This is a genomic window from Pedobacter heparinus (genome assembly GCF_032678725.1).
Classification (GTDB): Bacteria; Bacteroidota; Bacteroidia; order Sphingobacteriales; family Sphingobacteriaceae; genus Pedobacter; species Pedobacter heparinus_A.
Genome location: NZ_JAVTSC010000004.1, coordinates 431,980 through 444,083, shown reverse-complemented (window position 1 = coordinate 444,083; position 12,104 = coordinate 431,980). Strand labels below are relative to the sequence as shown.

11 protein-coding genes are annotated in these 12,104 nt (G+C 41.8%); 8 read left to right on the top strand and 3 right to left on the bottom strand.

Annotated elements, in window-relative coordinates:
- Window positions 1-26 precede the first annotated feature (26 nt).
- From R2Q85_RS09180 to R2Q85_RS09170, 3 genes are all read left to right on the top strand, one after another.
- Window positions 27-467: a hypothetical protein gene (locus R2Q85_RS09180; protein ID WP_316811468.1), complete on the top strand. Its 441-nt coding sequence runs from the start codon at window positions 27-29 to the stop codon at window positions 465-467.
- 542 nt (window positions 468-1,009) lie between these two features.
- Window positions 1,010-2,425, top strand: coding sequence for an alanine/glycine:cation symporter family protein (locus tag R2Q85_RS09175; RefSeq protein ID WP_316811467.1), 1,416 nt, complete (start codon window positions 1,010-1,012; stop codon window positions 2,423-2,425).
- Between the two features lie 401 nt (window positions 2,426-2,826).
- Window positions 2,827-4,770 (top strand): SPFH domain-containing protein, encoded by a 1,944-nt coding sequence (locus tag R2Q85_RS09170; RefSeq protein ID WP_316811466.1) that lies wholly within the window; start codon window positions 2,827-2,829, stop codon window positions 4,768-4,770.
- 152 nt (window positions 4,771-4,922) lie between these two features.
- Here R2Q85_RS09170 and R2Q85_RS09165 read toward each other — a convergent pair whose 3' ends face one another.
- Window positions 4,923-6,242, bottom strand: coding sequence for a TIGR00341 family protein (locus tag R2Q85_RS09165; protein ID WP_316811465.1), 1,320 nt, complete (start codon window positions 6,240-6,242; stop codon window positions 4,923-4,925).
- 351 nt (window positions 6,243-6,593) lie between these two features.
- Between R2Q85_RS09165 and R2Q85_RS09160 the strand changes: the two genes are divergently transcribed.
- Together R2Q85_RS09160 and R2Q85_RS09155 are read left to right on the top strand one after the other, a co-directional pair.
- Window positions 6,594-7,133, top strand: coding sequence for a peroxiredoxin family protein (locus tag R2Q85_RS09160; protein WP_316811464.1), 540 nt, complete (start codon window positions 6,594-6,596; stop codon window positions 7,131-7,133).
- A gap of 52 nt (window positions 7,134-7,185) precedes the next feature.
- Window positions 7,186-7,596, top strand: a complete 411-nt coding sequence (locus tag R2Q85_RS09155; protein WP_316811463.1) for a thioredoxin family protein — start codon at window positions 7,186-7,188, stop codon at window positions 7,594-7,596.
- A gap of 31 nt (window positions 7,597-7,627) precedes the next feature.
- Here R2Q85_RS09155 and R2Q85_RS09150 read toward each other — a convergent pair whose 3' ends face one another.
- Entirely contained in the window at window positions 7,628-7,903 is a 276-nt protein-coding gene (locus R2Q85_RS09150) for a hypothetical protein (RefSeq protein ID WP_316811462.1), read from the bottom strand.
- Between the two features lie 10 nt (window positions 7,904-7,913).
- A complete protein-coding gene (locus tag R2Q85_RS09145) occupies window positions 7,914-8,510 on the bottom strand; it encodes a sigma-70 family RNA polymerase sigma factor (protein ID WP_316811461.1) in 597 nt (198 codons plus the stop codon).
- A 536-nt stretch (window positions 8,511-9,046) separates the two neighbouring features.
- Here R2Q85_RS09145 and R2Q85_RS09140 point away from each other — a divergent pair.
- The 3 genes from R2Q85_RS09140 (at window position 9,047) to R2Q85_RS09130 (ending at window position 12,056) form a co-directional block, all read left to right on the top strand.
- The gene (locus tag R2Q85_RS09140; protein ID WP_316811460.1) at window positions 9,047-10,018 is read left to right on the top strand and encodes a hypothetical protein; all 972 of its coding nucleotides are present in this window, start codon (window positions 9,047-9,049) and stop codon (window positions 10,016-10,018) included.
- Window positions 10,019-10,194: 176 nt separating this feature from the next.
- Window positions 10,195-10,776, top strand: coding sequence for an RNA polymerase sigma-70 factor (locus R2Q85_RS09135; protein WP_316811459.1), 582 nt, complete (start codon window positions 10,195-10,197; stop codon window positions 10,774-10,776).
- 101 nt (window positions 10,777-10,877) lie between these two features.
- A complete protein-coding gene (locus R2Q85_RS09130) occupies window positions 10,878-12,056 on the top strand; it encodes a FecR family protein (RefSeq protein ID WP_316811458.1) in 1,179 nt (392 codons plus the stop codon).
- Window positions 12,057-12,104: the final 48 nt, after the last annotated feature.

Here is a 12,104-nt window from a genome sequence, read left to right as displayed (position 1 = left end):
TAAAACAATCAGTAAAATCACTTATTATGAAAAACCTTATTTCAAGCACTTTTAAACCTTTAACATTCTTATTATTTTCTGCAGTATTGCTCGCAAGTTGCGGAAAAGATAAGGACAAAGCTACTCCAACAACTGGGTCTATTGATATTGCAGTTGGAACATTTAAAGGTAAAATTTCAGTTTTTGACCGGCCTACTTCACCGAGTAATGCCGAATATTTTGATGCGATAGTTACGGTCGCCAAAGTTGGGGACAACCAATTACAAATAACACCAAAAAGCGGAGAAGCATACTCAGATGCAACGCCAAGAACTTACACTATAACTGAAAAATTTGAAGGAACAATTGGCTCTACAAGTACTACAGGTTCATTTATTTATAAAAATTCTGACAAAAGTATGGCAGCCAGTGGGGTAAAAGTGTCTGCAAACGAACGAGGATTTGTTTTTGAGGGCGTAAAGCAATAATTACTGTTTTAAGCAAAACTCCAGGGAATTCAAGCTATCCCCTTATTTTTCGGGCTAAGTATCCATTTTGACCGCCTGGGGGCACTTATTTTATCCTAGTATTTATTTATAGTTTAGCTAATTTGACAAAATAAAGGCACCTGCATCGAGATCACGTAAGTTGCTTAAGTCTTGCTCTATAAGGTCTGTCGAGTCGCTTCCAGGGCTTTATTTGAGAGGTTTAGTTAAAAATAAGGCAATAATGCAGCTCAGTGAGTCTTTAAATGTGCCTGAGGATTGATCTGGTCGTTCAATGGAATGTAGCAACAGCAAAACCAACTAACCGCAGAGGATACAGCAAATTACTTAAAAGGGCAATCTAAACTTATTGTTAACCCGATGTTTATTGGTCAGGCAAAGTATGGGATTTTGGTAGCGTCGGTCTGTTGGTACGATAGTGCTTAAGCGGATTGGCAAAACGATTGTAAAATAGTTCTGATAGAATTGGGGCTTTTTTCTTTTCTTTATAAAATAACATCACCTACTTTAGCAGCCAATAGCAAATGGAAGAAATACTTACAAATATCAATGACCTGATCTGGAGCAATGCGCTGATCATCCTGTGTATGGGAACGGGAATTTACTTTTCTGTGGTAACCCGGTTTCTTCAGGTGAGGTATATCAAAGAAATGTGGCAGTTGTTGTTTGACGGGAAGAGTTCAGATAAAGGAGTCAGCTCGTTCCAGGCGTTTGCGATTGCCATTTCCGGGCGAATTGGTACCGGTAATATCGCCGGGGTGGCAACAGCCATTGCTATGGGAGGGCCTGGTGCGGTGTTTTGGATGTGGCTGATCGCTTTTTTGGGAAGTGCTTCGGCATTTATTGAAGCAACTTTGGGCCAGATCTATAAGCAGGTAAATAATGGGGAATATCGTGGTGGACCTGCTTATTACATTGAAAAAGGGTTGGGCATGAAGTGGTACGCCATGTTGTTTGCATTAGTAACGGTGTTAAGTACTGCTTTCTTTTTGCCGGGTGTTCAGAGCAACAGTATTGCTTTAAGCATGCAGAATGCCTTTGCAATTCCTGTGTCTTATACCGGAGCAGCGGTGGTATTGCTCCTTGCACTTATCATTTTTGGTGGGGTTAAACGCATAGGGAAAGTGGCTGAAATTGTAGTGCCTTTTATGGCTGGGGGATATATCCTAATGGCGATCGTGATCATGGCTTTGAATTTTGCTGAGATCCCTGCGGTGATTTCGCTGATCATTAAATCGGCTTTTAAACTGGAACCCGCCTTTGCGGGTGTTTTTGGTATGGCAGTAGCCTGGGGGGTGAAGCGTGGGATTTATTCAAATGAGGCTGGTCAGGGAACGGCTCCGCATGCTGCTGCTGCTGCAGAGGTAAGCCATCCTGCAAAGCAAGGTTTAGTCCAGGCTTTTTCTGTTTATATTGATACCTTGTTCGTTTGTACCGCCACTGCGTTCATGATCCTGTTTACCGGTAAATACAATGTGCTCAATCCGGAAGGTGGCTTTTTGGTAGAGAATTTACCGGGTGCTAAGATCGGTGCGGAATATACCCAGCAAGCCATCAGTTCCCATTTCCCTTCGCTGGGCGCTGGATTTGTGGCGGTCTCGCTTTTGTTTTTCGCTTTTACTACCATCATGGCTTATTATTATATTGCTGAAACCAATTTGAGTTATCTGGATAAAAAGGGCAATAAATGGGCGGTAAATGCGCTTCGTCTTCTACTGTTGTTTTCTACTTTTTACGGCTCAGTAAAGACTGCCGAAGCAGCCTGGACTTTGGGGGATATTGGCGTGGGAATGATGGCCTGGTTGAATGTCATTGCGATCTTATTGTTACGCAAACCGGCATTGAAAGCATTGAAGGATTATCAGCAGCAACGTAAGGCTGGTAAAGATCCGGTTTTTAATGCTAAGGATCTCGGAATCGAAAATACATCCGAATGGTAAGTTGCAGTTGCTAGAATACAAATACGACACCGACCCACACAAGTTTACTATTAAAAATTTATTCATTGCCGCGCAGCATCGACCAGGTATCGGGATGCTATCCGGCATTTTTAAATCTGATGATTTAACTGGTAATGCTGAATTTTTACTGCCCATGAGAACTCCTTAAGTGTTATCTCTTGCGAAATTTCAATGTTTTCCCGCGTTCTACCGAGCGATTTGCAGAAATATCAAGTGCAGGTGATATTTTTTTAAAAATCGCCCCTGAATCGTCTTTGAGGCCTTAAAAACGATAAAAATATATATTTAAAATTGCTATAAAATGATCAAACTAAGCGTTTAATTTGACCTCGATATCGCGCCTGACGAATGGTTTTTCAGGCGATAAAAGATAGAAATATATGACTATGGAAGCGCTCATTTTAAATTACTGGTGGGTGGTGGTGGCACTGATGTGTGCAGTTCTAAACAGGTATATTTTACGCATTTTCTTTGGAATGATTGTCGTTCCGGAAGATAGAATCGGACTGGTTACCAAAAAATTTGTTTTGTATGGGCCTGGTAAGGAGTTGCCCGACGGTAGGATTATAGCCATCAAAGGTGAAGCAGGCTTTCAGGGAAAGACACTTGCGCCGGGGCTGTATTTTGGGATGTGGTTTTGGCAGTATACCGTGACCATGGAGGAATTTACAGTAATTCCTGAAGGCCAGATTGGCTTGATCATGGCAAAAGATGGTGCGGAGATTCCAACAGGAAATATTCTGGGGCATAAAGTGGAATGTGATAACTTTCAGGATGCGGTGAAATTTCTGGAAAGTGGCGGTCAACGGGGCAGACAAACCTGCTACATCACGTCCGGTTCGTACCGGATCAATACGTTGTTGTTCCAGGTTTCGGTAACCGATATGATCAGGATCCAGGAAAGTATGGTCGGCATTGTAACCACTTTAGATGGCTTGCCGATTGAACGGGACCAGATAGCGGGTAAACTTATCGAAGGCCATAATAACTTTCAGGATTTTGATGAGTTTATTAACAAGGGTGGCAACCGTGGCTTGCAGCCCCAGGTGGTATTAGCTGGTTCTTACAATCTTAATCCATGGGCAATCCAGCTGGAGCAGATTCCCATGACCGAAATTGCCATTGGATATGTAGGTGTTGTGATTTCTTATATTGGAAATGACGGCAATGACCTAACCGGAGCAGATTTTAAACACGGTAACATCGTGGCAAAGGGTTCCAAAGGCGTGTGGTTGGAGCCGCTGGGTCCTGGAAAGTATCCGATCAATAAGTACGTGATGAAAGTGGAGCCGGTGCCCACTACTAACCTGGTTTTGAACTGGGCATCTGCCCGGAGTGAGGCACATAATCTGGATAAGAATTTATGTACCATTACCGTAAGGTCTAAAGACGGCTTTCCGTTCAACCTGGATGTCTCACAGATCATTCACGTTCCTACTACTGAAGCACCAAAGGTGATTGCCCGTTTTGGTAACATGGTAAACCTGGTTTCCCAGGTACTGGAGCCTACTATAGGCAATTATTTTCGCAACTCGGCGCAGGATAGTGATGTCATTGCTTTTCTGAGTACCCGCAAGGAGCGCCAGGAATCTGCAAAGGAACACATCCGAAAGGTGCTTGATGAGTACAATGTAAATGCAGTAGATACCCTGATTGGCGATATTGTTCCGCCTGAATCGCTGATGAAAACTTTAACTGACCGCAAGATCGCTGAAGAGCAGAAAGTAACGTACAATACGCAGAAGCAAGCTCAGGAAACCCGTCAGGGAATGGAGAAAGAAACCGCCATTGCCGATATGCAAAAGGACATGGTCAAAGCCCAGCAAAGCGTAGAGATCGCCGAACGAACTGCAAGTGCCACGGTTAAAAAATCTGAGGGCGATGCTGCTGGTGTGAAACTTGCGGTGGGAGCGGAAGCTGAGGCCACTAAAATGAGGGCTCACGCTGAGGCGGAAGCTACCAAAGCGAGGGCACATGCCGATTCGGAAGCTATTAAATTAAAGGCTTCTGCCGAGGCAGAAATGATTTCACTAACAGGCAGTGCGGAAGCGGGTAAGATTTTGGCTGTGGGTAAATCAACCGCAGCGGCATACGAACTGGCTGTTAAAGCGCTCGGAGGCGAAAACTTTACCCGTTATAAGATTACCGAAGAGTTGTCGAAAGGGAAAGTCAAACTCATCCCTGATGTGCTGATCGGAAGCAGTGGGCCTAACGGTGCGTCGGCTATGGACGGCCTGTTGGGAATTAAGTTAATGGAACTGATGGATCCTGCCGGCCGCCGCGAAGTGATGCCTGCTGCAGCGCTAGCAGAGGAAAAGCCTTAAAAATTAATTTATCCGGATCCCGCTTTAAAAATACTTTAAGGCGGGATCTTTTTTATTACTTGGTGTGTTAACTGTATAGCTTATAGATACGGACTGTCTGTTGGCCAAGCGCCTTAAATTAAGATTATTTTAACTTCAGCATTCTGGCGCTGTTAATTTTCAAATATTACTTTTAAGGAATCCGCTTGCAAACGGCTTTTTAGCCAGCGCTGTAATCTTGTTTTTTCTGTGCTGGAGACTTGTTTGTTGAAACTTAAAAATGCAAGTGTAACCGTATCAAGCCTGTTGGTGTCCAGGTGCTTTATTTCAATGTTATTGATGCTGTAATTTACAAGATCGGGATACAGGGATTTTAGTTCCTTACTCAGCTCAGGGATTGGCATATTGATGCGCTGATATGCATCATCCTTACCTGTCGAATCTTTTTTATATACTGCTTCCAGTATGCTAGCCTTGATCTGGGAAAAATCCAGTTCGTTTTTTGCATTTAGTCCCTGCCGGATTTTAAGCTGAGTTTTGTCAAGTCTGTAGGCTGGGAGCTTCTTTTTCAGGCTGTCGATTTGCAGTGCAGTGAGTTCTTTGCCCAAAAGCAGCAGATCGATTTCATTGCCCTTTCTGCTGTATTTGTAATTCTTGGTTATAACCTGAGTGTTGGTATAGCTCAGTTCCTTTTCGATGAATGCCCTGGCGTTGTTTTCAAAGATACTGCGGTCAACGATTCTGTAGGCGAGGTAAACGCTCGGTGCAGCAGTGATCAGCACAATGATCAAGATGTAGCGCCGTACCCGTTTTTCATAGGCTTTATCTTCGAACTCCTTTTTATGGAAATTCAGGTAACGTACGATCAGGTAAGTGGCGACACATATAAATATGCTGTTGATAAAATAAAGGTACATCGCGCCAATGAAAAAGTAAATGTTTCCCGAGGCCAGGCCGTAGCCTGCGGTACACAAAGGAGGCATTAAGGCCGTAGCGATAGCTACACCTGGAATGGCATTGCTCTTTTCTTTTCGGGTAGCGGCGATAATTCCGGCCAGGCCGCCAAAGCCGGCGATGAATACATCCCAGATGGAAGGAGAGGTTCGTGCAAGGAGTTCAGAAGAGGCATCGTGCAGGGGCGTGATCCAGAAGTATAAGGTGGAGGTGATGATACTGATGAAGGTTGCGATGGCAAGGTTTCTGCCGGCCTTTTTGACCAGTTCAATATCATTGATGCCTATACCCAGACCAACGCCCATGATCGGGCCCATCAGGGGAGAGATGAGCATGGCGCCGATAATGACAGCGGTAGAATTTACATTGAGTCCGATAGATGCGATGAAGATCGCGAAAATCAGTGTCCAGAGATTTGCCCCCTTAAACTCCACATTCTTTCTGATGGATTCTATTGTATCAGTTTCTTCAGCATTGTCTTCATGGAGGCTGAAACGGTAGTGTAAAAAGCGCCTGATCGCCAGATAAATCTCGTTCATGTTGCAAGATAGGAATTTGTAAGGTAACACAGCTTATGGGCAACTGGCGATGGAAAGTTTTTATTTTTTTAAGCGGAAGAACGTAAATTATATGTTGTCCGGTTAATTTTCTAAACCTTGTAAGGTATTGGCCATTGGTGCGACTATTAAAGAAAGCTTAAATTACATGAAAACGAATCCTAACAAAAACACACATTTAACAAGAAGTCTATTGGGCTTTGGTTTGCTGTTTTGTGCAGTACTGTATAGTCTTTCAAGTTCAGCTCTGAAGGTGCCGAAGTACATCCAATCTATGCCAAGGCAAGCTCGTATACTGAAAATGATACCCTGAAAACAGTAGCAGGAGTGCCCTTGAAACCACAAGACATTAGTCCACTACTGATCGGTGAAAACATACCGGTAATCAATTTATTAAAATCATCAGGAGAAAGTTTTGACCTGAACAAAGCTGTTGCTGAAAAACCCACTATACTTGTCTTTTATCGTGGAGGTTGGTGTCCGTACTGCACTAAACAGTTGTCGGGAATGCAAGAAATCGAACTGGACCTGGTAAAACTGGGATATCAGGTAATCGCAGTAAGCACCGACAGCCCGGAAAATTTAAGTAAGACCATGGACAAACAAAAATTATCCTATACATTATTGTCAGATGGAGACCTTACGGCTGCCAAAAAATTTGGTATTGCTTTTAAAGGGCCTAAAAGTTACGATTCTTTTTTAACTGGAACATCAGGCGGTAAAAATGTGGATAAACTGTTGCCCGTGCCCTCGGTATTTATCCTCGGGAAAAAAGGAAATATCGTGTTTGAATATATAAATCCAAATATTACACAAAGACTAAGTGCATCATTATTGAAAGCCGCCGCCAGCGCACTGAGAGATGAGATATAGATTTTTTTTGGTCCTTACAATATGTTTATGTCTTGGATTCACAGGGCCGGATTTGTATTCAATCGGACAATCCGGAAAAAGTAAAAATGCTGAGAAAATACAAGCGAAAGCAAGCGGCATCAGGTTTATTGCAAACATGCTGCCAGTTGCAATTAAGGAGGCCAAAGCATCAAAGAAGTACATTTTTGTAGATGCATATACAGATTGGTGCGGCCCTTGCAAGTTATTGAAATCATCCACATTTGCTGACCATCAGGTGTCAACATTCTTTAATTCACATTTCGTAAATGTTGCTATAGATATGGAAAAAGGTGGGGGCATTGCTCTGGCTGAAGAGTGGGATATTCAGGCATATCCCACTTTGCTGATCCTGGATTCCACCGGCAAAGTGGTGTTTCGTAGTGTCGGTTTTTTAAGGCCAAAAGAATTACTCGAATTTGGGCGGCAAGGGCTCAACAGATAATCTGGGTTTTCTGGAACTGCAGGGGCTACTGTTAATTTTTATCCAATTTTTCGTTAATGCGCTCCTGCAGTTCCTTCTTAAAATTATCATCTAGTTTCATGTTGGTTTTTCCGTCTAAAAAAAACAAATTTCGGACCATGTTATTGATCGCGACACTTTGCTGCTGAAAGGTTTTACAGATTGAGCAGGTCATCAGGTGTATCTTCAATTCCAGTTTTTCCCGGACAGTAATATGACCTATTTCTTGTTTTTCGATCAGGTAGGTTGCTTTTCGGCAGTTGTACTGTATTTTTTGTAGTTCGTTCATGGCTAAAAGATTAAATCCAGTTTTTTTGCAGACAAGACCTTAAGTTTACTTTAGTGCGGTGTATGATCACCCAGAAATTTGATGCGGTCACTTTTAATTCTCTACATATGGTATCGGTTGCTTCATCATCCATATGCTTCATGGTAAACACTGCAAGCCATAATCCGGGAAGCTTTTTCATACACTGTTGTAGTATTTTCTGGAATTCCTTATTTTCTAGTGCATCCGGTTGCTCAATGCCAAGTTCCCGGGGTCTATGATGGTCATTCCAGTGACCATCCTGAGTGCCGAAAAAATCCTCATGTTCTTCATCCAGATATTTTATATCTGCAGGTTTATATTTTTTTGAGCTTTTCCTGTAGAAATCAATCACCTTGAATTTCAGAATGGCCATTAACCAGGTTCGTTCGGTACTTCGCCCTTCAAATTTATCTGCACTTTCTAATGCGGCAAGAAAAACGTCCTGTACAATATCTCTTGCCTGGTCTTGGTCATTTATCCTGACCACTGCATAAGCGTATAGATAATCTGCATACCTGGTAACCCAAGATTGTGGATGGAGCGTATGGCTTTCAGAAATAATGGCTTCATTTGGGTCTGTTTGCATGTAATAAAGTTAATTAATTGTTCTTACTTCAACTGATGTCTATATTTTGTCGAAAACCTTGAAGTATCCTTACAATATTTTTATATGGTTTCCTGGCCATGTTAAACTGACACCGCATCCTTACGCATTATCCCATTTGGCAACTTAACAACTGCTCGGCATAAAATTTTACCTGATGTTGTGTTCTTCCATAAAGAAGCCTTAGAAATTGCCCGTGAACTTAAAAAAGAAGGATTTTCTTTCAGACATGCTTTTGTGAATCGCATCAGGACGTTACCTTGGCCTTAAGCTCGGGAACCGGAACAGAAGCCTAAAACCGGAGGCTTCATAATGTTCGATATTTTAGTATGTGAAAACTTTGCACTTTGAGGGCGTCAGCATTAGCCAATATGTCCTGAGAAATCTTCATGCTTTTCGAAATGTGCCGCCAAATTTTATATGGCAAAACTCCAAGAATTCAGTAAAATGAGTTGAGTATTTTCAATCATTTACCACCGCTCTTGTTCAAATTAGCTTTCTGGAATTAATCAATAAAAATGGAAAAGGAAACAAAAATAGCAAGGCGACCAAAACGACGGCGTAGACATAAGTCAGTTGAAAAGCCCAGGAAAAAGACCGATGAATTGCTAAAGGGAGCTTTTGAAGAAAACTTTGCAGATTTCCTTCGGTTTATTTATCCAGATGCCGATGACCTCATCGATTTCGAAAAAGGCTTTGAATTTATGGACAAGGAACTGTTCGCTATTATTTCAGACAGGGAGCGTAAAAACGACAAACGCGTGGCCGATCTATTAGCCAAAGTTCATTTAAAGGATGGTACAGAAAGGCTGATACTACTCAATGTAGAGATAGAAGCTGGTGATGACCCTGATTTTCCACTTCGTCTTTATGAATATAACTACCGAATCAGGGACCGCTATAAGAAAATAGTTGCTGCTATAGTTGTATTTACAGGAGATGAAAAACAGAGCCGGCCTTCAGAATATAGGAACCAGTTATTAGGAACAACGCTTTCCTTTAAATATCTGACTTACCACATTTTCGACCATAGTGCGGATGCACTGGTGGCAATGAAAAATCCATTTGCACTCATTGTATTATCCTGTCAAACGGCATTGCTGGAGGGGCATATATCCGACAAGGAACTGGGCAACAAAAGGCTGAGCATTGCCAAAGCATTATTAAGCCAGGATTACAGCCATGACAGAATTATCAGCTTCATGGGTTTTCTTAAAAATTTTGTATTCATTGATAATAAGTATATTAATAGTAAATTTGATCAACAAATAGAAACACTAACCGGAGGTAAAATCAGTATGGGAATTATAGAGACATTAAAAATGCAGGAAAGGCGGGATGGTAAATTAGAAGGCAAGTTAGAAGGTATTGAGATTGGCCGTCATGAAGAAGCCTTAGAAATTGCCCGTGAACTAAAAAAAGAAGGATTAGCAATAGAATTCATTGCTAAAACTACCAAACTTCCCATAGCAGAAATAGAAGCACTATAACAAACCCTACCATAAAATATTCTTTAAACAAAACAGGCTTTGGGCGCAGCCCAAAGCCTGTTTTTGTAGGTAAACACCTGAGTGTTAGCTTAACACTAACAAAATAATTAACCGATAATTTGTGGTTTATTATTTTAATTATGGGTAAATTTACAGTATAGGGTTAAACCGATACCATGACTGCTTATACTTCATATACCGACCAGGAACTGACGGCTTTGTTAAAAGGCGGGGATAGAAATGCGTTTACTGAAATATATGAGCGATATAAAGCTATTCTTTTTGTACATGCTTATAAAAGGTTAGCTAATCGGGATGAAGCTGAAGATGCTGTTCATGATTTGTTTGCCGCGGTATGGAGTGGAAGAGAAAATTTAAACCTCGATACGGATAACCTGGCCGGATACCTTTACCGTGCCGTGAGAAACCGGGTATTTAAATGCATTGCCAAAAGGAGTCATGCTGATGAATACCTTAGTTCAATCCGTGATTCAGTTAATGCCGGGCAGGCCATAACAGACTACCGGGTAAGAGAAAATCAATTAAAAGCGATTATTGAGAAAGAAGTGGCCTTATTACCATCAAAAATGCGTGAGGTTTTTGAATTGAGCAGAAATTCGCAACTGTCCAATAAGGAAATTGCCAGGCAATTAGACTTAACAGAAAAGACAGTTAAAAATCATATTAACCATGCTTTGAAGATTTTGAGAGTGAAACTCGGACTCTTTACTTTTATCTGGTTGTTAATAAACTATTAAGATGTAATTCACATAACATTAAAACTTTTTTCATTTTTATTTAGGCCCTAACCCTAACTCAAGGGTCTTGTATTTAATTAAGGTTAAAATGCCGTTTAGTTATGGATAACGAAGAGGTTAAAATACTATTAGATAAATACCTGGATGGAAAGGCGACTGCCGAAGAAGTCGCTTTACTTGAAACCTGGTATGTAAACCATAAAACGACCAATCGTTCTGAAATTAACGATGAGTTTATTGGTGAGTCTGTAGATCGTATCTGGGCCAGGCTAAATGAGCAGCCTGTAATAAAGGTAAAACTCTGGCCGCGTGTAGCGGTAGCTGCCGCTGCGGTAGCCGCAATTACTTTAGGCGTATGGCTATATTATACATCAAACCTGAACGGTCGTCATCTCGAACCTTCATTGTCATCCAGAGCGACAGCGAAGGATCTAAACGATGTAGCACCTGGCAAGAACACTGCAACGCTTACCCTTGCTAACGGAAAAACCATAAACCTTTCTGACGCCAAAACAGGCGTAATTATAGATGCTACCAAACTAAGCTACAATGATGGAACTAGTATTTTGTCATCCAGAGCGAATGGTTTGTCATCCAGAGCGAATGCGAAGGATCCCTCGGGGCTCGGGATGACAAAAGGTGTAGGGATGACAAGTGTAACCACCCCCCGCGGCGGGATGTACCAGGTAATCCTCCCCGACGGAACCCATGTCTGGCTAAACGCAGATTCAAAAATAAGTTTCCCTTCACAATTTATTGGTAAGGAACGCAAAATTTTGTTACTATACGGAGAGGCCTATTTTGAAGTGGCAAAAAATAAACAAAAGCCATTCATCGTAGATGCAGGCAGACAAAAGATAGCTGTACTGGGTACACATTTTAATGTAAATGCCTACCGGGAAGAACAAGCGATGAAGACGACGCTGCTGGAGGGACGTGTAGAAGTAGAGGATTCGGGAGTAAGCAAAGTACTAACACCAGGCAGCCAGGCGTATAGCGGTTCGGATGGATTGCGTATAGTTACCGTAAATGTAAACGACATCATCGACTGGAAAAACGGCGACTTCGTATTTAAAGGAGAAACACTGGAAAACATCATGCGTAAAGTAGCCAGATGGTATAACGTACAAGTAGAATATGCCCCTAATGCCCCAAAAACCATTACACTTGGCGGCTATGTTTCCAGGTCAAGAAATATTTCGGCAGTGCTGGAATTGATGGAGCGAACGGGAAAAGTGAAATTTAAAGTATCAGGAACAACAGTAACCGTAACAAAATAACATCCCACTATAAAAAACAGCTCAATTAACAGATCAGCTAACCCATTA